The organism is Gordonia gummivorans, assembly GCF_022513585.1.
In the GTDB taxonomy this organism is placed as follows: Bacteria; Actinomycetota; Actinomycetes; order Mycobacteriales; family Mycobacteriaceae; genus Gordonia.
Genome location: NZ_JAKWBF010000007.1, coordinates 1 through 23,605 on the forward strand (window position 1 = coordinate 1; position 23,605 = coordinate 23,605).

General features: G+C 66.5%; 25 protein-coding genes. 21 read left to right on the plus strand and 4 right to left on the minus strand.

Translation table 11 applies throughout. The features are described from left to right. Positions 1–654: 654 nt before the first annotated feature. The 7 genes from rplS to dprA all read left to right on the plus strand — a co-directional run bounded on the left by rplS (position 655) and on the right by dprA (position 6,121). A complete protein-coding gene (rplS, locus tag MKW15_RS06980; protein ID WP_240856870.1) occupies positions 655–996 on the plus strand; it encodes a 50S ribosomal protein L19 in 342 nt (113 codons plus the stop codon). A gap of 105 nt (positions 997–1,101) precedes the next feature. Next, entirely contained in the window at positions 1,102–1,932 is an 831-nt protein-coding gene (lepB, locus tag MKW15_RS06985; protein ID WP_240857023.1) for a signal peptidase I, read from the plus strand. Positions 1,933–1,939: 7 nt separating this feature from the next. Then, positions 1,940–2,626, plus strand: coding sequence for a ribonuclease HII (locus tag MKW15_RS06990; protein ID WP_240856871.1), 687 nt, complete (start codon positions 1,940–1,942; stop codon positions 2,624–2,626). Beyond that, entirely contained in the window at positions 2,623–2,934 is a 312-nt protein-coding gene (locus tag MKW15_RS06995) for a DUF2469 domain-containing protein (protein WP_240856872.1), read from the plus strand. Before MKW15_RS06990 ends, MKW15_RS06995 begins: the two co-directional genes overlap by 4 nt. Before the next feature lie 123 nt (positions 2,935–3,057). After that, positions 3,058–3,471 carry a YraN family protein gene (locus tag MKW15_RS07000; protein WP_240856873.1) on the plus strand — a complete coding sequence of 138 codons (414 nt, stop codon included), beginning with the start codon at positions 3,058–3,060 and terminating at the stop codon, positions 3,469–3,471. Positions 3,472–3,485: 14 nt separating this feature from the next. Further along, positions 3,486–4,997 (plus strand): YifB family Mg chelatase-like AAA ATPase, encoded by a 1,512-nt coding sequence (locus MKW15_RS07005; RefSeq protein ID WP_374246681.1) that lies wholly within the window; start codon positions 3,486–3,488, stop codon positions 4,995–4,997. Next, positions 4,994–6,121 (plus strand): DNA-processing protein DprA, encoded by a 1,128-nt coding sequence (gene dprA / locus MKW15_RS07010; RefSeq protein WP_240856875.1) that lies wholly within the window; start codon positions 4,994–4,996, stop codon positions 6,119–6,121. Before MKW15_RS07005 ends, dprA begins: the two co-directional genes overlap by 4 nt. 33 nt (positions 6,122–6,154) lie before the next feature. Here the strand turns inward: dprA and MKW15_RS07015 are convergent, their stop codons facing one another. Then, positions 6,155–6,745: a TetR/AcrR family transcriptional regulator gene (locus MKW15_RS07015; RefSeq protein WP_240856876.1), complete on the minus strand. Its 591-nt coding sequence runs from the start codon at positions 6,743–6,745 to the stop codon at positions 6,155–6,157. Between the two features lie 203 nt (positions 6,746–6,948). Here MKW15_RS07015 and MKW15_RS07020 point away from each other — a divergent pair, with 203 nt between their 5' ends. Both MKW15_RS07020 and MKW15_RS07025 read left to right on the plus strand, forming a co-directional pair. Continuing rightward, a complete protein-coding gene (locus tag MKW15_RS07020) occupies positions 6,949–7,833 on the plus strand; it encodes a siderophore-interacting protein (protein WP_240856877.1) in 885 nt (294 codons plus the stop codon). Between the two features lie 79 nt (positions 7,834–7,912). Then, complete coding sequence (locus MKW15_RS07025; RefSeq protein WP_240856878.1) at positions 7,913–8,797, plus strand: tyrosine recombinase XerC; 885 nt, start codon at positions 7,913–7,915, stop codon at positions 8,795–8,797. 10 nt (positions 8,798–8,807) lie between these two features. Here MKW15_RS07025 and MKW15_RS07030 read toward each other — a convergent pair whose 3' ends face one another. Further along, entirely contained in the window at positions 8,808–9,290 is a 483-nt protein-coding gene (locus MKW15_RS07030) for a M23 family metallopeptidase (protein WP_374246683.1), read from the minus strand. A gap of 328 nt (positions 9,291–9,618) precedes the next feature. On the opposite strand from MKW15_RS07030, the gene rpsB reads away from it, so the two are divergent. From rpsB to MKW15_RS07055, 5 genes are all read left to right on the plus strand, one after another. Further along, a complete protein-coding gene (gene rpsB / locus MKW15_RS07035) occupies positions 9,619–10,437 on the plus strand; it encodes a 30S ribosomal protein S2 (RefSeq protein WP_240856879.1) in 819 nt (272 codons plus the stop codon). 96 nt (positions 10,438–10,533) lie between these two features. Then, a complete protein-coding gene (tsf, locus tag MKW15_RS07040; RefSeq protein ID WP_240856880.1) occupies positions 10,534–11,358 on the plus strand; it encodes a translation elongation factor Ts in 825 nt (274 codons plus the stop codon). 160 nt (positions 11,359–11,518) lie between these two features. Next, the gene (gene pyrH / locus MKW15_RS07045; protein WP_240856881.1) at positions 11,519–12,259 is read left to right on the plus strand and encodes a UMP kinase; all 741 of its coding nucleotides are present in this window, start codon (positions 11,519–11,521) and stop codon (positions 12,257–12,259) included. Between the two features lie 57 nt (positions 12,260–12,316). Next, entirely contained in the window at positions 12,317–12,874 is a 558-nt protein-coding gene (frr, locus tag MKW15_RS07050) for a ribosome recycling factor (protein WP_240856882.1), read from the plus strand. 92 nt (positions 12,875–12,966) lie between these two features. Beyond that, a complete protein-coding gene (locus tag MKW15_RS07055) occupies positions 12,967–13,764 on the plus strand; it encodes a phosphatidate cytidylyltransferase (RefSeq protein ID WP_240857025.1) in 798 nt (265 codons plus the stop codon). Between the two features lie 347 nt (positions 13,765–14,111). Here MKW15_RS07055 and MKW15_RS07060 read toward each other — a convergent pair whose 3' ends face one another. Continuing rightward, entirely contained in the window at positions 14,112–14,513 is a 402-nt protein-coding gene (locus tag MKW15_RS07060; RefSeq protein ID WP_240856883.1) for a LapA family protein, read from the minus strand. Between the two features lie 30 nt (positions 14,514–14,543). On the opposite strand from MKW15_RS07060, the gene rlmN reads away from it, so the two are divergent. Then, positions 14,544–15,650, plus strand: a complete 1,107-nt coding sequence (gene rlmN / locus MKW15_RS07065; protein WP_240856884.1) for a dual-specificity RNA methyltransferase RlmN — start codon at positions 14,544–14,546, stop codon at positions 15,648–15,650. A 13-nt stretch (positions 15,651–15,663) separates the two neighbouring features. On the opposite strand, the gene MKW15_RS07070 is transcribed toward rlmN, so the two are convergent. After that, positions 15,664–15,933, minus strand: a complete 270-nt coding sequence (locus MKW15_RS07070; RefSeq protein ID WP_240856885.1) for a DUF2631 domain-containing protein — start codon at positions 15,931–15,933, stop codon at positions 15,664–15,666. 173 nt (positions 15,934–16,106) lie between these two features. Between MKW15_RS07070 and puuE the strand changes: the two genes are divergently transcribed. The 6 genes from puuE to MKW15_RS07100 all read left to right on the plus strand — a co-directional run bounded on the left by puuE (position 16,107) and on the right by MKW15_RS07100 (position 23,526). Continuing rightward, positions 16,107–17,078: an allantoinase PuuE gene (puuE, locus tag MKW15_RS07075; protein WP_240856886.1), complete on the plus strand. Its 972-nt coding sequence runs from the start codon at positions 16,107–16,109 to the stop codon at positions 17,076–17,078. A gap of 22 nt (positions 17,079–17,100) precedes the next feature. Next, a complete protein-coding gene (gene dxr / locus MKW15_RS07080) occupies positions 17,101–18,291 on the plus strand; it encodes a 1-deoxy-D-xylulose-5-phosphate reductoisomerase (protein WP_240856887.1) in 1,191 nt (396 codons plus the stop codon). Beyond that, complete coding sequence (locus tag MKW15_RS07085; protein ID WP_240856888.1) at positions 18,288–19,514, plus strand: M50 family metallopeptidase; 1,227 nt, start codon at positions 18,288–18,290, stop codon at positions 19,512–19,514. The genes dxr and MKW15_RS07085 overlap by 4 nt, the downstream gene beginning before the upstream one ends. Before the next feature lie 59 nt (positions 19,515–19,573). Next, positions 19,574–20,758 carry a flavodoxin-dependent (E)-4-hydroxy-3-methylbut-2-enyl-diphosphate synthase gene (ispG, locus tag MKW15_RS07090; RefSeq protein ID WP_240856889.1) on the plus strand — a complete coding sequence of 395 codons (1,185 nt, stop codon included), beginning with the start codon at positions 19,574–19,576 and terminating at the stop codon, positions 20,756–20,758. Between the two features lie 41 nt (positions 20,759–20,799). Continuing rightward, positions 20,800–21,636, plus strand: a complete 837-nt coding sequence (locus MKW15_RS07095) for a GNAT family N-acetyltransferase (RefSeq protein ID WP_240856890.1) — start codon at positions 20,800–20,802, stop codon at positions 21,634–21,636. A gap of 63 nt (positions 21,637–21,699) precedes the next feature. After that, positions 21,700–23,526: a penicillin-binding transpeptidase domain-containing protein gene (locus tag MKW15_RS07100; RefSeq protein ID WP_240857026.1), complete on the plus strand. Its 1,827-nt coding sequence runs from the start codon at positions 21,700–21,702 to the stop codon at positions 23,524–23,526. The last annotated feature ends 79 nt before the right edge of the window (positions 23,527–23,605 follow it).

The window sequence follows — 23,605 nt, forward strand, 5'->3', positions numbered from 1 at the left end:
CGACGATGAAGGTGCTCGCGTTTCTCCCATGTGCTCGCAACTGCAGCATCGCGCGCAGATGGGAGACACGCGCGCAGATGTCGCCAGCACCCCTTGAGTGGGAAGTGTCCGCCGCTGAGGCGAATTGTCGGCGTGTCGCGATTTCAGAAACCGCGTGTCTGGTGAGAAACCCGGTGCGCACCAGCGGTTTCCGGCCAAACTGGCGGTTTCTGGCCACGAATGCGGTTTCTACGACGAGACCGCGCTCTTCCCGCCTCCACGATCGCCGCCGCAGGCGGCGGGTGGGTCGCTGACTCGAAGAGTACTGCTTTCGGCCTCCTGAACTGCGGAAACATGAAGGCACCGGTTGTCGCGGACACGGCCGGTGGGTCGATGATCCGAAGAGTTCGTTGACAGCCCTCTGAACTGCGGGAATCGATACGAGCCGGCCCAGTCGAGTGCATAGTGCATGTGGTCGAGCTGGTTGCCGTCTCGGCGATTTCGTCGGAGGCGGGTTCCTCTGGCACAATAGTCGGGTTGCCTGACGCAGGTACCGCACACGCGGACACTGCCCAGCGCACCACACGACTCGGAGCACGAACCGGTCGAGCCCATCTCAGCATGGACCGCCAGGTTCCTCTACTCATCGTTCACGCCAGAACAGGACCACGACCAATGAACACCCTTGACTTCCTCGACAAGCAGTCGCTGCGCGACGACATCCCCGACTTCGCCCCCGGCGACACCCTCGACGTTCACGTCAAGGTGATCGAGGGCAGCAAGGAGCGCGTGCAGGTGTTCAAGGGCGTCGTGATCCGGCGCCAGGGCGGCGGCGTGCGCGAGACCTTCACCGTGCGCAAGGTGTCCTTCGGTGTGGGCGTGGAGCGTACCTTCCCGGTGCACAGCCCCAACATCGCGAAGATCGATGTCGTCACCCGCGGTGACGTGCGTCGTGCGAAGCTCTACTACCTGCGCGATCTGCGCGGCAAGGCAGCCAAGATCAAGGAAAAGCGCTGACGCGTCTAACCTGACGACGTGGCCGACACGCACAGCACAGACGACGACGGGACCAACCCCGACCCGGTTCGAGATGATGTCACTGCCGACGCCGAACCGACGCGCATCGATCCGGACAACTCTGCGGCGAACGCCGCCGCCGATCCGGACGCCGAAGCAGGCGAGAAGCGTCCGTGGCGCCTGAAGAGTGACACCGACGACGACGAGAAGAAGTCGGGCAAGTCGGGATCATTCCTGCGCGAGGTCGCGATCATCATCGCGTGCGTGCTGCTGCTCACCTGGGTGCTCCAGACCTTCGTCGGCCGTCAGTACGTGATCCCGTCGGAGTCGATGGAGGAGACCCTCATCGGTTGTGAGGGCTGCACCAACGATCGCATCGTCATCGACAAGATGACCTATCGGTTCGGCGATCCCGAACCGGGCGACGTCGTCGTCTTCAAGGCACCTTCCGAGTCATGGTCGGGCAGTTGGATATCACCTCGCTCGACCAACCCGGTGATCAAGCGGTTCCAGGACGGTCTGTCCTGGTTCGGGTTTGCGCCACCGGACGAGAACAATCTCGTGAAGCGGGTGATCGCCGTCGGTGGTCAAACCGTGGAATGCCACAACGCCGAGGGTGTCGGCGTCAAGGTCAACGGCAAACCACTGCACGAGCCGTACATCAATCAAGAGCTCCAAGCGCAGAATCCTGGCATCCAGGGGCCCGATGGCAAGCCGGTGCCCTGCTATGGCGAGGACTTCGGGCCGGTGACGGTGCCCGACGGCAATGTGTGGGTGATGGGCGACAACCGGGGCAACTCGGCGGACTCGCGCTACCACATGGAGGACCAGTACCACGGCACCGTGCCGGTCGGCGACATCCGCGGCAAGGTCCGGTTCATCATTTATCCGTTCTCGCGGATCGGTGGTGTCGACGCGATCAACCCTCAGCAGTGAGGGTTCGATGAATCGCTGGCCGCCCCGTTTCCCGATTCGTCGGGCCGCTGCCCTGCGGACCTTCGAGTTCGCGCTGTACCGCAACGGACTCGGACCGGTGGCCGGCGTCGACGAGGCCGGTCGGGGCGCATGCGCTGGACCGCTCGTGGTGGCCGCCTGCGTTCTCAAACCCACCCAGCTCGCCTCCCTGGCAGATCTCGACGATTCCAAACGTCTCACCGAGCGCACCCGGGAGACGTTGTACCGCGCGGTGACCCGCTATGCGCACAGTTGGAGCGCAGTGATCATCGACGCCGCAGAGATCGACCGGATCGGTATTCACGTGGCCAACATCGAAGGCATGCGTCGTGCCGTCGCCGCCCTCGAGGTGACGCCCGGCTACGTTCTCTCCGACGGATTCGCGGTGCCGGGGCTCACTGCACCGTCGCTTCCGGTGATCGGCGGCGACGGCTCGGCTGCGTGCATAGCGGCCGCGAGCATCATCGCCAAGGTGACCCGCGACCGCATCATGGTGGCAATGGACACCGAGCTTCCGGGTTACGACTTCGCGGTGCACAAGGGATACAGCACCGCACACCACATGGCTTGCATCGACGTTGCCGGACCGTCGCCGCAGCACCGGATGTCCTACCGTAATGTTGCGTCCCGAGTGATCGCGGGCGGTGCAGTGCAGGGAGATAGGCTTACAGGATGAGTGCTGAGGATCTCGAGAAGTACGAAACCGAGATGGAACTCTCCCTGTACCGCGAGTACAAGGACATCGTCGGCCAGTTCACCTATGTGGTCGAGACCGAGCGGCGCTTCTACCTCGCGAACGCGGTGGACATGGTTCCGCGCAACACCGACGGTGAGATCTATTTCGAACTGCGGCTGAGCGACGCCTGGGTGTGGGACATGTACCGCCCGGCGCGGTTCGTCAAGCAGGTTCGGGTGATCACTTTCAAGGACGTCAACATCGAGGAACTCGAGAAGCCCGAACTGCGATTGCCCGACGAGCCGTGAGGAAGGGTCGCGTTCCGTCGGCGACCGTGGAGGCTGTTAACAGTCCGGCCTGAATCCACAGTTCGATGCACCGTGGGGTCACCCTGGCCGATCCATGCCGATCGGTCGGTCAGGATCTGGTGCATGACAGAAGACGTCGCACCGCAACGCCCTAGAGGTCGCAATGATCGCCGCCGACTTGTGGGTCGGATCGGCGAGGATGTGGCCGCCGAGTTCGTCACCGCACGCGGGTGGCGGGTGCTGGATCGCAACTGGCGCAACCGCTATGGCGAACTCGACCTGATCGCGGCGCAGGGTCGGGTGCTGGTGGTCGTCGAGGTCAAGACCCGCGCGAGCCGGACCTACACCGATCCGGTGGCCGCGGTGACACCGCAGAAGCTGTCCCGGATGCGGCGACTCATCCGGATGTGGCTGGCCGAGAACGGTCACGGGTGGGAGCAGATCCGATTCGACGTGATATCGATCCAACTCGATCCGCGCGATCCGGAGGACACCGCGGCCGCCGCGGTCCGCCATCATCGCGGCGTCTTCGCCTGATCGCCATGCGGCAGATGGGATTCGGCCACACCTATTCGGTGGCGCTCAACGCCTTTGCGGCCACCGGCATCGAGATCCAGGCCAACTCGGGTCAGGGTTTGCCCGGCTTCACGATTCACGGTCACGTCGACGCCGCGCTGCGCGAGGCCAAGGATCGGGTCCGGCCCGCGATCACCAACTCCAAGTTCACCTTTCCCGATCTGAAGGTGACGGTGGCGTTGGCGCCCGCGGACCTTCCGAAGTCGGGGTCGTCCTTCGACCTGGGGATTGCCCTGGCGATTCTGGCCGCCACCGAGCAGGTGGCGACGACGCGGATACGGCACACGGTGTTCCTGGGTGAGCTCGGCCTCGACGGACGGCTGCGGCCGGTGCGCGGGGTCTTGCCGGCTCTCGTGAAGGCACGGGCTGCCGGGTTCACCCATGCGGTGGTGCCTCGCCCCAACGTGGCAGAGGCGACGTTGGTCAGTGGCCTGGACATCGGCGGTGCGGACAGCCTTTCGGAGGTGGCGAGGTGGCTCGACGGAGATCATGTGCTCGACACCGTCGGCAGTGGCGAATGTGCCCCGCCGCCGGACATTCCGGACATGGCCGATGTGGTCGGGCAGGTCCAGGCGCGGCATGCACTCGAAATCGCCGCTGCGGGAGCCCATCACGTTCTGATGACCGGACCTCCGGGAATCGGAAAGACGATGCTCGCACGTCGACTGCCGGGAATTCTGCCGCCCCTCGGTGAAGAGGAGTCCCTGGAAGTGACCGCGATCCATTCGATTGCCGGAACGTTGCGCCCGGGGCACCCGTTGATCGTGGAGGCACCGTTCATCGCGCCGCACCACAGCACCTCGGTCACCGCCCTACTCGGCGGCGGTACCGGTATGGCGCGGCCCGGTGCGGTGTCCCGCGCGCATCGCGGAGTGTTGTTTCTCGACGAGTGTGCCGAGATGGGCCCCAAGGTGCTCGATTCCTTGCGGCAACCGCTCGAAGAAGGGGAGGTTCGAGTGTCGCGTCGGGACGGAGTGGCGAGCTATCCGGCGCGCTTTCAGCTGATCATGGCGGCCAACCCGTGCCCGTGCGCGCCTGCGCACGACGTCGATTGTGTCTGCTCGGCCCTCGTCCGCCGCCGGTACCTGGGCAAACTGTCCGGTCCACTGATGGACCGCATCGACATCCGGGTCCGGATGGATCCGCCGGGCAACACCGCCCTGATGACCACGATCGGCGAGGCGTCCGACATCATGCGGAATCGGGTGGCCGCGGCGCGGGCGGCTGCGGCCGATCGCTGGCGCGGGCATGGTTGGCTCACCAACGCCGAGGTGCCGGGTTCGGCTCTGCGTCAACAATTCCGTCTGTCGCCGGCGGCTCTGCGACCCATCGAACTGTTCCTGCGGGACGGACGGGTGACGGCACGCGGTGCGGATCGCGCATTGCGTCTCGGGTGGACCCTGTGCGATCTGCGCGGAGACGATTCGCCCACCGAAGACGATGTGGCGCAGGCACTCATGTTCCGCGACCGGGGAGCGAGCTGGTGATCGTCGACGAGGCCGGGCGGGCAGCCTGGGCGTACCTTGCGCGGGTCGCCGAGCCGCCGTCGGCTCCGGTGATCGACCTCGTCGAGGCCCTCGGAGTGCTCGATGCGGCGCACGCCATCCGCAAGCGGTCGGTGCCGTCGGGCCACGACGCGGCCTTGCTCGCAACCGAGTCGCGCGCGGACGTCGATCGATCCCGCGCCGACCTCGACGATGCACAGCGGATCGGCGCCCGCCTCGTGACCCCCGATGACGACGAGTGGCCCGGATACGCACTATTGTCCTTGGCGACTGCTGATACGGCGGCGAGAGGTGGTGTGCCGCTGGCACTCTGGGTTCGGGGGCAGATGCGGCTCGATGACTTGACTCTGGCATCCGTGGCGCTCGTCGGGTCGCGTGCGGCGTCGTCGTACGGAGAGCATGTGACCGCGACTCTGGCATCGGGACTGTGTAGCAACGGTTTTGCCATCGTATCCGGGGGTGCTTTCGGCGTCGACGGTGTCGCGCACCGGGCTGCTCTGGGGTCGGCCGGGCAGACCGTGGCCGTGATGGCGTGTGGCATCGACCGCGACTATCCCGCGGCGCATACGCAGTTGCTGCGAGAGATCGCTCGAGTCGGTGCGGTGATCAGCGAGTATCCGCCGGGGACGACCGCTGCGAAGCACCGCTTTCTGACCCGCAATCGGTTGGTGGCAGCGCTCTCGGGCGCGACGGTCGTCGTAGAGGCGGGGCGACGGTCGGGCGCGGCCAACACGGCGGCCTGGGCGCGAAAGTTGGGGCGGCCGTTGGGCGCGGTTCCCGGACCCGTGACGTCGGCGACCTCGGTCGGATGTCATCGCATGATCGCCGATCAGCAGGCTGCCCTGGTCTACGACGTCGACGGTGTGATCGCGCTGGTACGTCCCGAGGGGAACGGCGACGCGCCGGGAGGACGTGGCCGGCCCACCGACGGGCTCAGCGACGAGCAGAAGCGGGTGCACGACGCGATTCCCGGTCGCGGAGCGGTGACGCTCGCGGAGATCGCCGTCTCGTCCGGTCTCGACCTGCCGGCCGTGCGGTCGGCGTTGGCCGCTCTCGACGTCGCGGGTCTGGTGGCCGCCGATGGTGGTGGATGGTGTCTGGCGTGAGTGATTGCGCGGGTGGTCCCCCGACTCGTCGGATCAAGGTCGGGTCAGCAGATCGATGACGATGCTCACGTGTTCGTCGGTGAACTCGGCGAAGTGGTCCGGCGCTCGGCGTGCGTGGACGTATCCGATTCCGGCATAGTGCAGGGCCGACGCGCGGGCATGCACCTGGTCGTCGGTGAAACCGAGTTCGCGCATCGCGTCGGTGACGACGGCATGGACCCGTTCTTCGAGGTGCTTCACTGACTCCGCCATGATCTCGTCGACCTCGGCCCACCGTCCAAGCGCTGCCTGCGCCTGCCGGCGTCGCGGTTCGACGATCATTTTGCTCATCGCGATCAGCCGCTCGCGCGGAGGTCGTGCCGACAGATCGTCGAGGTGGGTCAGAATCGAGCTGTACGAGTCGGCGCAACGCTGCGCGAGCGCGGTCTTGAGGGCGGCGATGTCGGCGAAATGCCAGTAGAAGCTGCCCTTGGTGACACCGAGCATCGAGCTCAACCGTGAGATCTTGACCGCATCGATGCCTTCGTCCACCAGGAGTCGCATTCCGGCGGAGAGCCAGTCATCGGGGCTCAGTCGCTGGGCGCCGAGGCGTGTGCCGCGTCGCGGCGCTGTGACGTCGGGCATTGAAACCTCCGGCGGGCGGCCCGCCTACAGATATTAACCAGTGTGGATCTTGTAATGAATCTACTTAATCGCCCGACTGTGTGTGATCGTTACACAGATTGGACGCTTGACCAAGGACTCTCAGCAACCCGACAGGTTAGGGGGGCCTAAGTCGCCGGTGTTTCGCGCGTACGCTGGACAGCGACTTACCACCAGGAGGTGTGATGGCCAAGCGTGTCAACACGATGACGGTCCAACGGACCGAGCGGCTCAGCCCGCATTTCGTCCGGGTATATCTCGGCGGCGACGGATTCAACGATTTCGAGCCCGCCATCGGGTCGTCGGGCAAGCCCGACACGGACATGTACGTGAAGCTCGTCTTCACTCCCGAGGGCGTCGAATACCCCGAACCCTTCGATCCTCAGGCGCTCCGCAAGACGCTGCCACCGGAGCAGCAACCGGTGCTGCGTACCTACACGGTCCGCTCGATCGATGCCGCGCAGCGAGAAATCGCCGTCGATTTCGTCGTACACGGTGACGAGGGCATCGCCGGCCCGTGGGCGGCGCGAGTTCAACCCGGCGAGACCGTCCGATTCCTCGGCCCGGGCAGCGGCTACCAGCCCAAGGCCGATGCGCCCTGGCATCTGCTCGCCTGCGACGAGGCCGGGTTGCCTGCGGTGGCGGCGGCTCTCGAAGCCCTGCCCGGCGATGCCATCGCGAAGGTCTTCATCGAGGTCGCCGGGCCGGAGGACGAGCTCCCGATCACCGCGCCATCCGGAGCCGAGGTGGTGTGGGTGCACCGGGGCGGCCCGGCCGGCGAGGTCGGTGACGAACTTGCCGGCGACAACGCTCCACTGATCGCCGCCGTCCGCGAGGCGCAGTGGCTCGACGGCGAGCCGCAGGTCTTCATCCACGGCGAGGCGCAGGCCGTCATGCACAATCTGCGCGGCTACATCCGCAAGGAACGCGGGGTGAGCGCCGCCAACGCCTCGATCTCGGGCTACTGGCGCCGAGGGCGGACCGAAGAAGGGTTCCGTCAGTGGAAGGCGCAGTTGCGTGAAGCCGAAGACGGGGGAGCGCAGCAACTCGCCGGCGCCAAGCGCGGCTAGGGCACTGGCTCCGCCACGATCGGGTCACGACGGGTGTGTGCGCTTGCGGGCCGGCAGCGCTCCGGGTTGTCTCGTCGGTGTGCTGGATGATTTCGCGGAGTACCTGCGCCTGGAAAAGGGGCGAAGCGAACACACCGTGCGCGCGTACGTGGGTGACGCACGCGGCCTGATCGCCTTCGCCGGTGCGCGCGGCGTCGCGGTCTCCGACATCGGACTCGACCTCCTGCGGGCGTGGCTCGCCGAGCACACCCGTCGGGGTGCGGCCCGTACGACCATCGCGCGGCAGGTGTCGTCGGTGAAGACCTTCTGTGCCTGGGCCACGCGAGAGGGTTGGCTGGCCGACGATCCCTCACAGCGGCTGCGTGCCCCCAAGGCGCATCGCACCCTGCCGGGTGTCCTGGCGCCGGACCAAGCGGATTCTGCCATTGCGTCGACAACTGTCGACCGGCCCGACGATGATCCGATTGCGTTGCGGGACAAAGTGATCCTTGAGCTCCTCTACGCAAGTGGTATCCGGGTGGGCGAGTTGTGCGGACTCGACGTCGACGATGCCGACCGCCACCGACGAGTGCTGAGGGTGATCGGCAAGGGCGACAAGGAACGCACTGTTCCCTACGGTGAGCCCGCCGACCAGGCACTTGGCCGGTGGCTACAGCTGGGCCGGCCGTCGCTGGCCGGACCGGCTTCCGGTAGCGCGCTGCTGCTCGGTGCCCGTGGCGGCCGCCTGGACCAGCGGATGGCGCGGACGGTGGTCACGCGGGCGGTCGAGGCGGCAGGCGGGCCCGCAATGGGTCCGCATGGCCTTCGCCACAGCGCGGCGACACACTTGCTCGAAGGTGGCGCCGACCTGCGGGTCGTGCAGGAGTTGCTCGGCCATTCGTCGTTGGCCACCACGCAGATCTACACCCACGTCAGCGTCGAACGACTGCGCGCGGTGCACAGGCAGGCGCATCCCCGGGCGTGATGGACTGCCCTCACGAGTCGGGCTGCACCGGTTTCAGCCGGACCCGGACCGCGCCGATCAACCCGAGCGGATCGAGGTAGCGCGCCGTCCGACCGGCTCCGAGTCGTGCGCCCCAGTGCAGGCACACGGCGACCGGGCGTTCCGGATGGCCGGAGAGGACGGTCCCGATCGGGTCGCCGCGTCCGACATGATCGCCCGGTGAGACGGTCGGCGTGACAGGCTCGTAGGTGGTGATCACCCCGTCGGGGTGCTGGATCGACACCACCGGACGGCCGGCCACCTCGCCGGCGAAACGGACCAACCCGGCCCCTGCGGCGAGCACCGGCGCCCCCGTGGTCGCGGCGAGATCGACACCTCGGTGCCCGGCCTGCCAGCGGTGTTCGGGGGCGTCGAACCCGCGTACGACCGTCGGGCGTGGCGTCAACGGCACCGAATACTGCCTGGGGCCCGCCGCGACCGCGGCCGGCACGAGCCACAGCAGGACGACGGCGATCACCACCTCCACGACGGCCGTCACGAGCCAGGCCGACAGGGTGATGCGGTGTGGTGTGCTCACACAGGTTCGACGCCGCGGCGGACGGTTCGGATCCGTGTGGAGGCGTTTTGGTTTTGCGGCCTCGACCGGCGTAAACTCGTTGCCGCACCTCACCGGAGTCGTAGTCAACGACTTCGTGGGGTGACTTCGCGCGCCTGAATCGCGAGATGCGAACACGCCGTGTGAGCAGTCCCGGCCGGATTTCCGGAGCGGGTTTCACCGGCCTCAGGCGCCAGGATCGATCACCGCCGGTGATCGATGTAACTGCACACAAAGGAATCGACTCATGGCTGTTGTGACCATGAAGCAGCTGCTGGACAGCGGCGCGCACTTCGGGCATCAGACCCGCCGTTGGAATCCGAAGATGAAGCGGTTCATCTTCACCGACCGCAACGGCATCTACATCATCGACTTGCAGCAGACGCTGACCTACATCGACAAGGCGTACGAGTTCGTCAAGGAGACCGTCGCCCACGGCGGCACCATCCTCTTCGTCGGTACCAAGAAGCAGGCGCAGGAGTCCATCGCCGCCGAGGCCACCCGCGTCGGTATGCCGTATGTGAACCAGCGCTGGCTCGGTGGCATGCTCACCAACTTCTCGACCGTCCACAAGCGCCTGCAGCGTCTGAAGGAACTCGAGACCATGGAGCAGACCGGCGGCTTCGAGGGACGTACCAAGAAGGAAATTCTCATGCTCACGCGTGAGAAGAACAAGCTCGAGCGCACCCTTGGTGGTATCCGGGACATGGCCAAGGTGCCATCCGCCGTTTGGGTGGTGGACACCAACAAGGAGCACATTGCTGTCGGTGAGGCACGCAAGCTCAACATCCCCGTCATCGCCATCCTCGACACCAACTGCGACCCCGATCTCGTCGACTACCCGATCCCGGGCAACGACGACGCGATCCGCAGTGCTGCCCTGCTGACCCGCGTGGTCGCGTCGGCGGTCGCCGAGGGCGTGCAGGCACGGGCCGGCCAGTCCGCCGACGACTCCAAGCCGGAGGCCGGTGGCGGCGAGCCGCTCGCCGAGTGGGAGCAGGAACTGCTGACGCAGGCCGCAGCTCCGGCCGGCGACGCCGCAACCGAGTCGAGCGCCGCACAGTAGCTCGATCGTGGCCGGACGACTCACTGGTCGTCCGGCCCCGAGATCTTCATGTCTGCAGATCTCGACAACACTCGTGAAGAAGGAGGCTCGCCAACGATGGCGAACTACACCGCAGCCGATGTGAAGCGTCTCCGCGAACTCACCGGCTCTGGAATGCTGGACTGCAAGAACGCACTCGCGAACAACGACGGTGATTTCGACAAGGCCGTCGAGGAACTGCGCATCAAGGGTGCCAAGGACGTCGGCAAGCGCGCCGAGCGGTCGACTGCCGAGGGCCTCGTCGCCGCCAAGGACGGAGCGCTCATCGAGATCAACTCGGAGACCGACTTCGTCGCCAAGAACGCCGAGTTCCAGACGCTCGCCGACCAGATCGTCGAGGCGGCCGCGGCCGCCAAGACCAGCGACGTCGACGAGCTGAAGAAGGCTGCGCTGGGCAGCGGAACCGTCGACGAGGCGGTGGCTGCGCTCTCGGCCAAGATCGGCGAGAAGCTCGAACTGCGCCGCGTCGCCTACTACGACGGACCTGTCGCCGTCTACCTGCACAAGCGTGCGTCGGACCTGCCGCCGGCCGTCGGCGTGCTCGTCTCCTACGACGGTGACGGCGAAGCTGCTGCGGACGCCGCTCGCGGTGCTGCCATGCAGGTGGCCGCGCTGAAGGCGCGTTACGCCACCCGCGAGGAGGTGCCGGCCGACGTCGTCGAGAACGAGCGACGCATCGCCGAGCAGACCGCCAAGGAAGAAGGCAAGCCGGAGAAGGCACTCCCGAAGATCGTGGAGGGCCGGGTCAACGGGTTCTACAAGGACGTCGTGCTGCTCGATCAGCCGTCGGTCCAGGATTCCAAGAAGACCGTCAAGGCGCTTCTCGACGATGCCGGTGTGACCGTCAACGGTTTCGTCCGCTTCGAGGTCGGCCAGGCCTGATCACGTAGACACCGTCACGGCCCCGTGGTTCACCGTTCCCGGTGGCCACGGGGCCGTTGCGTATCGCGGGACGCTCACCTCGGCCGGGGTGTCACGAGCGCAACGCGGTGGCGCCTAAGATGATCTGCAGATAAATGACCGCCGACGAGTGAGGAAATCGATGAGCGAAGGCCCCCAGGTTCAGCAGTCCGATCGTGCGGGTTTCCACCGGGTCCTGCTCAAGCTCGGTGGCGAGATGTTCGGCGGCGGCGAAGTGGGTCTCGACCCCGATGTCGTGGCGACGGTCGCCGACCAGATCGCCGACGTCGTCGCAAGCGGCGTGCAGGTCGCCGTGGTCATCGGTGGGGGTAATTTCTTCCGCGGTGCGGAATTGCAGCAGCGCGGTCTCGACCGGTCGCGTTCGGACTACATGGGCATGCTCGGCACCGTGATGAACTGCCTTGCCCTGCAAGACTTTCTCGAGAAGCGCGGGGTCACGACGCGCGTGCAGACCGCGATCACGATGGGGCAGGTCGCCGAGCCATATCTGCCGCTGCGCGCCCAACGGCATCTGGAGAAGGGTCGCGTCGTGATTTTCGGAGCCGGTATGGGCATGCCCTACTTCTCCACCGACACGACCGCTGCGCAACGCGCTCTGGAGATCAAGGCCGAGGTCGTGCTGATGGCCAAGGCGGTCGACGGCGTGTACAGCTCCGATCCGCGGACCGATCCCGACGCGACGCTGTACCGCGAGATCACTCACCGCGAAGTTCTCGACAAGGAACTCAAGGTCGCCGATGCGACGGCGTTCAGTCTGTGTATGGACAACAAGATGCCGATCCTGGTGTTCAATTTGCTCCAAGAGGGAAACATTGCTCGCGCCGTCGCGGGCGAGCAGATCGGCACCCTGGTGAGCACATGAGCGGCCAGTACCACCACATCCGAGTCAGGCCTGAGACGAAATGAAACGGGGACGAGCATGATCGACGACGCGTTGCTGGACGCCGAGGAGAAGATGGAGAAGGCGGTGTCGGTCGCCAAGGACGACATGGGCTCCATCCGGACCGGGCGCGCGAATCCGGCGATGTTCAACAAGGTCAACATCGAGTACTACGGCACGATGACGCCGATCACGCAGGTCGCGTCGATCAACACACCGGAAGCACGACTCGTGGTGATCAAGCCGTACGAGGCGTCGACCCTCCGCGACATCGAGACCTCGATCCGCAATTCCGATCTCGGGGTCAATCCGACCAACGACGGCACCCTGATCCGCGTCTCGATTCCCCAGCTGACCGAGGATCGTCGCCGCGAGCTGGTCAAGCAGGCCAAGGCCAAGGGCGAAGACGCCAAGGTCGCCATCCGGAACGTGCGCCGGAAAGCGGTGGACGAACTGAAGCGGATCCAGAAGGACGGCGAGGCCGGCGAAGACGAGGTCACCCGCGCCGAAAAGGACCTCGACAAGACGACGGCCGGCTATGTGCACCAGGTCGACGAACTGGTGAAGCACAAAGAGAACGAATTGCTCGAGGTGTGAGCGCGGCCCCGCAACGACGCGGTGACCCCGGAACGCCACCGACGTCTGAGAAGCCCCAGGCCGAGAAGCCCAAGTCGCGGGCGGGCCGCGATCTGCCCGCGGCCATCGCCGTCGGGATGTCGCTCGGTGTCTCGATCATTCTGATCCTGCTGTTCGCGCCGCTGATCTGGTATCCCCTGGTCGCAGTGGCCTTCCTCGTGGCCACGTGGGAAGTCACCAAACGCCTGCGCGCCGGCGGCTACGACGTCGCGTTCTGGCCGTTGCTGCTCGGTGGGCAGGCGATCATCTGGTCGTCGTGGCCGTGGGGACAGACCGGCGCGATCGCTGCCTTCGCAGCGACGCTGCTGGTCATCATGGTGTGGAAGCTGCTCTCGCAGGGCCTTTCGCATGCGCCGCACAACTACCTGCAGGATCTTGCTGCATCGGTCCTGGTGCTGGCGTGGTTGCCGCTGCTGGCATCGTTCGGTGCCAACCTCGTGGTGCAGGACAATGGCGCCGCCCGGGTCGCGACCCTCATGATCGTCGTCGTCTGCTCGGATGTCGGCGGATACGCGGCCGGTGTTCTCTTCGGCAAACACCCGATGGCACCGGCGATCAGTCCCAAGAAGTCCTGGGAGGGCCTGGTCGGCTCGTTGCTGGTGGGCACGATCGGCGCCGTGTGCTCGGTGCTGTTCCTCCTGGACAGCCACTGGTGGGTCGGGGCTGTCCTGGGGCCGGTCCTGGTGGTCTGTGCGACCCTCGGTGACCTGGTGGAATCCCAGGTCAAACGCGACCTCGGCATCAAGGACATGGGCACTTTACTGCCCGGCCACGGCGGCATCATGGACCGACTCGACTCGCTGCTGCCGTCGGCTTTCGTGGTGTGGGCTGTGCTCACCGCGCTGCTCTGACCCGAGGGGTTAGGTGACCGGCCCCGCTGAGCTGGGCAAACATGATATCGTCGTGCCCGCAAAATCTAGGGGAAGAGTTTCTTCCCCGAGGTTCGTAGTCGTCCCCTAGGAAACTCTGGGGGAGGACTCCAAGGGTAGGGGAAGAAGTTTCTTCCCCTACTTTTGTGGCGGATCGCGCCGACGACGCTCTTCCTGCCTCCACGATCGCCGCCGCAGGCGGCGGGTGGGTCACTGATCCGAAGATTACTGCTGGTGAGACGACACAGTCAGCTCACCAGGGGCGCGGGCTCGCACCTAGCCGGCGCTAGGCGGGCGGGAAGTTGCGCCCACCCGGAGGCGACGGTACTTCAGGCGTCGGGCCCGATCCGTTTGGCCTTCTTGAGTGCCCGGCTCATCTGGAACATCCGGAGTCCACCGACCAGGGCGACGATCAACGCACCCGCGATCGCCGCGATGAGCAGGCTGATGCCGACCGGGAAGTTGACGTCCCAGAAGATCAGGCTGATCTGCTGGCTCTCCAGGTTCTGCAGGATGAAGATGAGAAGGAAGACGAGGACGATCGTGCCGACGATCACACCCACCCACGATGCCCTGGCCCGCGTGTGCTCGACATCGGTGACGGTGCTGCGGATCTGGTCGCGTTGGTCGAGGAGCGCTTGGTGTTCGGCGTCGGGCGCAGGCAGGGGAGGGACGCCGGACCCGTCAGGTGCCTGCGGGTCGGGGCCGGGCGAGGGGTCTCGTGTCGTCATGGGTTCATCATGACATGCGACAATGGCGTCATGACGTCATTGCCACTCGTGTTCGACGCGCCCAAGAGAGGGCGGCCGCCGACACATTTCGCCGACCTGGACGCCCAGGCCCGGGTGGCAGCCGTCGCCGAGTTGGGTCTGCCCAAGTTCCGCGCGAACCAGCTGGCCCGCCAGTACTACGGGCGTCTCAACGGTGACGTCGCGGAGATGACCGATCTGCCCGCCGCGGCGCGTCCCTCGGTCGGTCAAGCGCTGTTCCCGCCGCTGCTGACCCCGGTCCGCCACATTTCCTGCGACGACGGCAGCACCCGAAAGACGTTGTGGCGACTGCACGACGGCACATTGCTGGAGAGCGTGTTGATGCGCTACCCGGATCGCAACACGCTGTGCATCTCGAGCCAGGCGGGCTGTGGAATGGCGTGTCCGTTCTGTGCGACCGGACAGGGCGGCCTCGATCGCAATCTCTCGACCGCGGAGATCGTCGACCAGGTGCGATGTGCTGCGAGATCGCTGCGCGACGGCGAGTTCGGCGAGCCGGGCCGCCTGTCCAACGTCGTGTTCATGGGTATGGGCGAGCCGCTGGCGAACTACAAGCGGGTGGTGAGCGCGGTGCGGCAGATCACCGCTCCGTCACCCGAAGGCCTCGGCATCTCGGCCCGTTCGATCACGGTGTCGACCGTCGGACTCGCGCCCTCGATCCGGCGGCTTGCCGACGAAGGCCTCTCGGTGACGCTCGCAGTGTCGCTGCACACACCCGACGACGAGCTGCGCGACACGCTTGTGCCGGTCAACAACCGATGGTCCGTTCAGGAAGTGCTCGACGCTGCGCGCTACTACGCCGACACCACCGGCCGCCGCGTATCCATCGAATACGCACTGATCCGGGACGTCAACGACCAGCCGTGGCGGGCAGACATGTTGGGGGAGAAGCTGCGTCGTGCCCTGGGGTCATTGGTGCATGTGAATCTGATCCCGCTGAATCCGACCCCCGGATCGGAATGGGACGCCAGTCCCAAACCGGTCGAGCGAGAGTTCGTGCGACGCGTGCAAGAGCAGGGTGTGTCCTGCACCGTGCGCGACACCCGTGGGCAGGAGATAGCGGCTGCGTGCGGTCAGCTCGCAGCCGAAGAGCGCTGAGTGGAGTGAGGTCCTAGGACCACTTGCCGCGGTTCATGACCAGGCCGCGAATCACGAAGAACAGCAACAGCAGCGCGAAGCCGACGAGGTAGATGTCCTCGATGTGGCCGTGGTGATTGCCGATGATCATGGCGACGAGCGCCAGCGCGCAGATGACGCCGGCGATGTAGAAGGCCTTGGTGGCCTGGCCGTGCCAGCCGAAGCGTGCGGACGGAGCGTCGGCGGGTTCCCGAACCCAGCCGGTGTCGACGGTGTCGGTGTGCTCCACCTCAGTGCTTGCCACGGTGACTCCTCGCTGCGCGTCAGGTCTCTGACGATCGGTAGTAGTTCGCGAGATCAGCATAGCGGTAGCCAACTCCTACCCGCAGGCGAGGCGCCGTGTCGAGATCCGCCGGATCGAGCCGGCTCCGAGCCGTAGGCGAGGCGCCGTGTCGAGATCGATGACAGAATTCGGCCATGTTCCAGTCCCCGCGATCCCTCGCCGACTATCGAGCCGAACGGTATCCGCGCGACATGGTCGGCTACGGCGAGCACACTCCTGACCCGCAGTGGCCCGGCGACGCGCGAATCGCGGTGCAATTCGTCCTCAACTACGAGGAGGGTTCGGAGAACAACGTCCTCGAGAACGACCGGGGCAGCGAGACGTTCCTGTCGGAGATGGTCGGCGCGCAGTCGTTCCCGAACCGGCACATGAGCATGGAGTCGCTGTACGAGTACGGTTCCCGGGCGGGCGTGTGGCGCATCCTGCGTCTGTTCTCGCGACGCGATCTGCCGCTGACGATCTTCGCGGTCGCGCAGGCGATGGCCCGCAACCCGGAGGTGGCCGCGGCCTTTGTCGCGCGGGGTGACGAGATCGCCTGTCATGGCTACCGCTGGCTCAGCTACCAGATGGTCGACGCGAGGGTGGAGGCCGAGCACATGCAGGCGGCGATCTCGCTTCTCACCGAGATCACCGGGGAACGCCCGCTCGGCTGGTACACCGGCCGGGACTCGCCGAACACGCGCCGGCTCGTCGTCGAGCAGGGTGGATTCGTCTACGACTCCGACAGCTACGCCGACGATCTTCCCTACTGGGTGAAGGTGCCGCGGCAGGCCGACGGGGTCACCGACGTCGTCGATCACCTCGTGGTCCCGTACACGCTCGACACCAACGACATGCGGTTCTCTTCGCCAGGTGGGTTTCCGTCGGGCGAGCAGTTCTTCGCCCATCTGCGCGACGCGTTCGACGTGCTCTACCGCGAGGGCGCCGACGGGGCACCGAAGATGCTCTCGGTCGGTCTGCACTGCCGGCTCGTCGGACGTCCGGCCCGGCTGGCTGCGCTCGAACGCTTCCTCGATCACGTGCAATCGCATGAAGGGGTATGGATCACCCGGCGTATCGACATCGCCGAACACTGGCGCAAGGTGCATCCGGCCGCGCCCGCGTAAAACCGTGGTTCAGAATGGATGGGTGCCTACGCGTGTGCTCATTCTCGGTTCGACCGGTTCGATCGGTGTGCAGGCGCTGGAGGTGATCCGCGAACATCCCGACCGCTTCGAGGTCGTCGGCCTCGGTGCCGGCGGAGCCAACCTCGATGCGCTGGCCGAGCAGGCCGCCGAGTTCTCGATCCCGCCCGCCCGACTGGCCGTGGCCGACAAGGATGCTGCCGGGCACCTCGCCGACCGGCTCGGCGGGCCGGTTGCGGCCGGCCCCGATGCCATGTGTGAGCTGATCGATTCGACCGAGGCCGATGTGATTCTCAACGCGGTGGTCGGGTCGATCGGCCTGGCGCCGAGTCTTGCTGCACTGGCCACCGGGGCGCGCCTGGCACTGGCGAACAAGGAGTCCCTGGTCGCGGGTGGCTCGCTGGTGCTCGACGCTGCGGCTCCGGGACAGATCGTGCCGGTGGATTCCGAACACTCGGCGATCGCCCAGTGCCTGCGTGCGGGTACCGCCGCCGAGGTCGACCGCCTGGTCCTGACCGCGTCGGGCGGCCCGTTCCGGGGCTGGACGCGTGCGCAGCTCGAGGATGTCACCCCAGAACAGGCGGGCCGCCACCCGACGTGGTCGATGGGCCCGATGATCACCCTGAACTCGGCGACGCTGGTGAACAAGGCGCTCGAGGTCATCGAGGCCCACCTGCTGTTTGGCGTGGACTACGACCACATCGACGTGACGGTGCATCCCCAGTCGATCGTCCATTCGATGGTGACCTTCGTCGACGGCGCGACCATCGCGAAGGCGTCGCCGCCCTCGATGAAACTGCCGATCGCGCTCGCCCTCGGATGGCCCGACCGGGTGCCCGGGTCGTCGTCGGCGTGCGACTTCTCGACCGCCTCGCAATGGACGTTCGAGCCGGTCGACGACGAGGTGTTCCCGGCCATAGAGCTGGCACGCGCCGCCGGCACTCGCGGCGGCAGCATGACCGCGGTGTTCAACGCCGCGAACGAGGCCGCGGCCGCCGGGTTCTTCGACGGTGCGATCCGGTTTCCGCGCATCGTCGACATCGTGGCGCAGGTGCTCTCCGAGGCCGATCAGTGGTCATCGGCGCCGGGTAGTGTGGAAGAGGTCTTTGCAGCCGATCAGTGGGCCCGTGATCGCGCGGCGGTCCTGGTCGGAAGCGGTCCACACACGGTGGGCCCGGATGGAGTGGGTACGTGAGTTTCGCAATCGGTGTCATCCTGTTCGCGGTGACACTGCTGCTGTCGGTCGCCTGGCACGAGTGCGGCCACATGTGGGCGGCTCAGGCGACGGGCATGAAGGTCCGGCGCTACTTCGTCGGCTTCGGTCCCACGCTGTGGTCGACCCGCCGCGGCGAGACCGAGTACGGCTTCAAGGCACTGCCGTTCGGTGGGTTCTGCGACATCGCCGGCATGACTCCGCATGAGGAACTCACCGCCGACGAACGCGATCGGGCGATGTACAAGCAGAAGGCGTGGAAGCGTCTGGTCGTCCTCTTCGCCGGCCCGGCCCAGAACTTCCTGCTCGGTTTTGTACTGATCATCATCGTCGGGCTGAGTTTCGGTCTGCCCGATCTCAGTCCGCCTCCCACGCCGGCGCGGGTCGCCGAAACCAACTGTGTGTCATCGTCGATCGAGATCAAGGACAACAAGCAGACGCAGTCGCCCTGTGCCGGCGCCGGACCCGCCGCCGCGGCCGGATTGCTTCCCGGCGACGAGATCGTCGCCGTCAACGGCACGCCCGTCGACAAGGCCGCAGACCTGACGCCCGTCATCCGGGAGAGCACCGGTCCCATCGTGCTCACCGTCGAACGCGATGGTCGGCAGTTCGACGCGACGATGACGCCGCAGCCGGTCACGGTCACCGCCACCAGATCCGACGGAAGTGTCGAGACCCAGACCTACAACATGGTCGGCATCGCCTACGACGCCCCGCCGGCCGTCAAGGACTACAACGCGCTGACCATCGTGCCGGGCGCGCTGGTGTTCACCGGCGACCTGTTCCGCGCGACCTGGGACGCGTTGCTGAGCCTGCCGACCAAGATCGGCGCGCTCTGGACCGCGGTCACCGGCGGCGAGCGTTCGTTGGACACCCCGGTGAGCGTGTACGGGGCGTCCGTCCTCGGCGGTCAGGCCGTCGAACGCGGACTCTGGGACATGTTCTGGATTCTCCTGATCTCCATCAACTTCTTCCTCGGCATGTTCAACCTCATCCCGTTGCTTCCGCTCGACGGCGGACACATGGCGATCGTCGGCTACGAGAAGGGGCGCAACACCGTCCGGCGGTGGTTCGGCCGTGCACCCGGCGGGCCGGTCGACTACTTCAAGCTGATGCCGATCACCTACGCCGTGGTGATCGTCATGGGCGGTTTCATGGTGCTGACCCTGACCGCCGACATCATCAACCCCATCAATCCGTGGTGATCTCCCGGCCCGAGATCACCGACACCGCGACGACAACCGGCTCCTGAGGTGATACGACGATGAACGCGTCCACAGACTCCGCGATACCGATCGGGCTCGGCATGCCGGCGGGTCCGCCCCCGGTCCTCGCGCCGCGTCGCCGAACCCGGCAGATCCAGGTCGGAACGGTGGGCGTCGGCAGCGACCATCCGATCTCGGTGCAGTCGATGACGACCACCAAGACCCACGACATCAACGCCACCCTGCAACAGATCGCGCAACTGACCGCGTCGGGCTGCGACATCGTGCGCGTGGCCTGCCCGCGTCAAGAGGACGCCGACGCACTGCCGATCATCGCGAAGAAGTCGAAGATCCCGGTGATCGCCGACATCCACTTCCAGCCGAAATACATCTTTGCCGCGATCGACGCGGGCTGTGCCGCGGTGCGGGTCAATCCCGGAAACATCAAGGAGTTCGACGGCCGGGTCAAGGAGGTCGCCAAGGCCGCGGGCGAAGCGGGGATTCCCATTCGCATCGGGGTCAATGCCGGCTCGCTGGACAAGCGACTCATGCAGAAGTACGGCAAGGCCACACCCGAGGCGCTGGTGGAGTCGGCGCTGTGGGAAGCCGGCCTGTTCGAGGAACACGGCTTCGGGGACATCAAGATCTCGGTGAAACACAACGACCCGGTCATCATGGTCGAGGCGTATCGGCAGCTCGCGGCGCAGTGTGACTATCCGTTGCACCTCGGCGTCACCGAGGCCGGTCCCGCCTTCCAGGGCACCATCAAATCGGCCGTCGCCTTCGGTGCTCTGCTCAGCCAGGGCATCGGCGACACCATCCGCGTCTCGCTGTCGGCGCCGCCGGCCGAGGAGATCAAGGTCGGCGACCAGATCCTCCAGTCGCTCAACCTGCGGCCACGCAAGCTCGAGATCGTGTCCTGTCCATCGTGCGGGCGGGCGCAGGTCGACGTCTACAAGCTCGCCGACGCCGTGACCGCGGGCCTCGAGGGCATGGAGGTGCCGCTGCGCGTGGCCGTGATGGGATGCGTGGTCAACGGACCGGGCGAGGCCCGCGAGGCCGACCTGGGCGTGGCCTCTGGCAACGGCAAGGGACAGATCTTCGTCAAGGGTGAGGTCATCAAAACGGTCCCGGAAGCCGATATCGTCGAGACCTTGATCGAAGAAGCGCTGCGAATTGCCGAGGAATCGGGAGAAACTGGAGACGGTACGCAGGTCGGAGGACCGGTGGTGACCGTCTCCTAGACGGACAACCGGCCACAAGAGCGATGACGGGAGGATCGGCCGTGCTGAAGCTTCTGGGCGACCGGCCGCTCGGTGCGCGTGACGCACCCGTCGTCGAGCAGGTGCTGGCCACCGATCCGGTCGCGATGTGCATGGTCGCCGCCCGATTCGAGGTACACGGGATCACCCCGCGATTGCTCGGTGGTGAGATGTGGTCGGCCGCCGACCCCGTCACGTCCCTGTGCTTCTCCGGTGCCAACCTCATTCCGCTGATCGGTTCGCCCGACGACCTCGATTACTTCGCCGACCGCGCGATCGCGGCGCCGCGCGTCTGCTCGTCGGTGGTCGGGCGCGCGGAATTGGTCATGCCGATGTGGGAACAACTCGAGCTGGCGTGGGGTCCCGCACGCGAGGTGCGCGCGACGCAGCCGCTGCTCGCGCTGCCGGGACCGCCTGCGGTGCGTTCGGATCCGGGTGTTCGGCTGGTCACCATGGACGATCTCGACGCCTACCTGCCGGCCGCGATCGACATGTTCATCGGCGAGGTCGGCGTGGACCCGACCGCCGGCGACGGTGGCCGCTCGTACCGCCGGAGGCTGGCGTCGCTGGTCAACGCGCAGCGGGTGTTCGCCCGCTTCGACGACGGGCGGGTTGTCTTCAAGGCGGAGATCGGATCGCTGTCGCGGCGGGTAGGTCAGATCCAGGGCGTATGGGTCGCTCCGGATCGCCGTGGTGAGGGACTGGGTATCGCGGGGACGGCGTCGGTTGCCGAGGCCGTGATCTCGCACGGCCGAACGCCGAGCCTTTACGTGAACAGCTTCAACGTCGCAGCGCGCGCCGCCTATGCGCGGGTGGGTTTCGTTGATGTCGGCACCTTTGCCACCATTCTCGTCGACTGAACTGGTGTTGCCCGGGCGTGGCACTCCGTCAAGCCGACGCGGCGGCCATAAACTCACCTCTTGATGTGGCAGTGGCGACGACGTGGAATCCAGGCGGCGAGTCTGGTGGTGTGTGCCCTCGTCGTGCTCGGAATCGCCGGTTGCGCAACCGATGAAGACGACGGACCCCGTCGAGCGGCCGAACGGTTCCTGACCGCGTTCAGCGCCCGCGACATCGTCGCGGCGGCAGCGCTCACCGACAATCCGCAGATCGCCCAGAACGCCATGAACAGCGCCTGGTCCGGTCTGGCCGCGCAGTCCATGGACGCAAAGGCGGGCAAGGTCGACATCACCGGTGACACCGCCGACGTCGCCGTCGACTATCAATGGCACCTGCCCCGCAGCCGCGACTGGGGTTATCGGGCGATGGTGCGGCTCGGACGGTCCGACAACGGTTGGGGAGTGCGGTGGGTGTCCACCAACATCCATCCGGGTCTCGGTGCCGACCAACGTCTTTCGTTGAGTATCACCGAAGCGCCGCGGGCCACCGTCAACGAGTCCGACGGCTCGGAGGTGATGGTCAACGGAACGGTCATCGGCGTCACCTTCGACGCCCATGAAGCGGCTGAGCAGGGGTCGGTCGCCGATTCGGTCACCCGCCTCGTCGACGTGCTGCGCCCGTTCGACCGGACGCTGTCGGCACAGGTCATCGCCGAGGAGTCGACCGCCGAAAACGGGCCGTACCCGATTCTCCGGCTCAGCCGCCGGAACTTCGATCGCCTGCGCGACCGGCTCGCAATACCGGGTGTCGGACACAACGAGCAGGCCGAACTGGTGGCACGCGATCCGCGGTTCGCCCCGGCCCTGCTCTCGCAGGTCAAGCGCGTGGTCGACGGCGAGGTCGACGGTCGCGTCGGCTGGCGTGTCGCGACGGTCAATCCGAACGGGCTCGACGCCGACATCCTCGCCGATCACGCCCCGCAGGCCGCGCCGGCGGTGTCGCTGAGCCTGTCCCGTCAGGTGCAGAATGCGGCGCAGCGGGCGGTCAACGCCACCAACAACTTTCAGATCGCCATGGTGGTCGTTCAGCCGTCGACCGGGCGGATTCTGGCGGTCGCGCAGAACCCCGCCGCCGACCGCCAGGGGCCGATCGCCACCACCGGCCTGTATCCGCCGGGTTCGACCTTCAAGATGGTGACCGCCGCCGCAGCGATCAGTCGGAACATCGCGCACCCGGACACCATGGTGCCGTGCCCGGGTGAGATCCAGATCGGTCCTCGGCTGATCCCCAACTACGACGCGTTCTCGCTGGGCACCGTCCCGATGCTGACCGCGTTCGCGCAGTCCTGCAACACCACTTTCGCGAAACTGGCCAGCCAGATGGGTCCGTCGGATCTCGCGCACACCGCGGCGGCGATGGGCGTCGGACCGCAGTACTCGATCGCCGGCCTCGACGCGGTCTCCGGATCGGTACCCATCGCCACCGAGACCGTCGCGCGCAGCGAAGACGGCTTCGGTCAGGGAAGGGTACTGGTGAGCCCGCTCGGGCTGTCGCTGGTTGCCGCGACCGTGGCCAACAACGGCAAAGCTCCTGTGCCGCAACTGATCCTCGGCAAGCCGACTGCCGTCTCAGGGCCCACAGCGAGACTCGCGCCCGGCGTTGTCACTCAGTTGCGGCCGATGATGCGGGCCGTGGTCACCAGCGGCACCGCGACCACCATCGACGGACTGGGTGCCATCTTCGGCAAGACCGGTGAGGCCGAGTTCAACGGTGGTTCGCACGCGTGGTTCGCGGGCTACCGAGGCGACCTCGCCTTCGCCACACTCGTTGTGCGCGGCGGCGATTCGAACAATGCGGTCGGCGTCACCCGAGACTTCTTCAACTTCCTGCCGCCCGGCTACGCGGCCTGACTGATCCGAAGAGTACTGCTGTCGGCCTCCAGAACTGGGGTATGCGGAGGCTTCGCGGCGGCCGTCCCACCAAAACTAG

Excerpts from the sequence above, each read along its gene's own strand:
- MKW15_RS07005 (WP_374246681.1), top strand. The coding sequence starts at position 3,486 with ATGGGATTCGGCCACACCTATTCGGTGGCGCTCAACGCCTTTGCGGCC.
- rpsB (WP_240856879.1), top strand. The coding sequence starts at position 9,619 with ATGGCTGTTGTGACCATGAAGCAGCTGCTGGACAGCGGCGCGCACTTC.
- MKW15_RS07060 (WP_240856883.1), bottom strand. The coding sequence starts at position 14,513 with ATGACGACACGAGACCCCTCGCCCGGCCCCGACCCGCAGGCACCTGAC.
- rplS (WP_240856870.1), top strand. The coding sequence starts at position 655 with ATGAACACCCTTGACTTCCTCGACAAGCAGTCGCTGCGCGACGACATC.
- MKW15_RS06990 (WP_240856871.1), top strand. The coding sequence starts at position 1,940 with ATGAATCGCTGGCCGCCCCGTTTCCCGATTCGTCGGGCCGCTGCCCTG.
- MKW15_RS07015 (WP_240856876.1), bottom strand. The coding sequence starts at position 6,745 with ATGCCCGACGTCACAGCGCCGCGACGCGGCACACGCCTCGGCGCCCAG.
- tsf (WP_240856880.1), top strand. The coding sequence starts at position 10,534 with ATGGCGAACTACACCGCAGCCGATGTGAAGCGTCTCCGCGAACTCACC.
- MKW15_RS07100 (WP_240857026.1), top strand. The coding sequence starts at position 21,700 with ATGTGGCAGTGGCGACGACGTGGAATCCAGGCGGCGAGTCTGGTGGTG.
- MKW15_RS06995 (WP_240856872.1), top strand. The coding sequence starts at position 2,623 with ATGAGTGCTGAGGATCTCGAGAAGTACGAAACCGAGATGGAACTCTCC.
- frr (WP_240856882.1), top strand. The coding sequence starts at position 12,317 with ATGATCGACGACGCGTTGCTGGACGCCGAGGAGAAGATGGAGAAGGCG.
- pyrH (WP_240856881.1), top strand. The coding sequence starts at position 11,519 with ATGAGCGAAGGCCCCCAGGTTCAGCAGTCCGATCGTGCGGGTTTCCAC.
- rlmN (WP_240856884.1), top strand. The coding sequence starts at position 14,544 with ATGACGTCATTGCCACTCGTGTTCGACGCGCCCAAGAGAGGGCGGCCG.
- puuE (WP_240856886.1), top strand. The coding sequence starts at position 16,107 with ATGTTCCAGTCCCCGCGATCCCTCGCCGACTATCGAGCCGAACGGTAT.
- MKW15_RS07020 (WP_240856877.1), top strand. The coding sequence starts at position 6,949 with ATGGCCAAGCGTGTCAACACGATGACGGTCCAACGGACCGAGCGGCTC.
- MKW15_RS07000 (WP_240856873.1), top strand. The coding sequence starts at position 3,058 with ATGACAGAAGACGTCGCACCGCAACGCCCTAGAGGTCGCAATGATCGC.
- ispG (WP_240856889.1), top strand. The coding sequence starts at position 19,574 with ATGAACGCGTCCACAGACTCCGCGATACCGATCGGGCTCGGCATGCCG.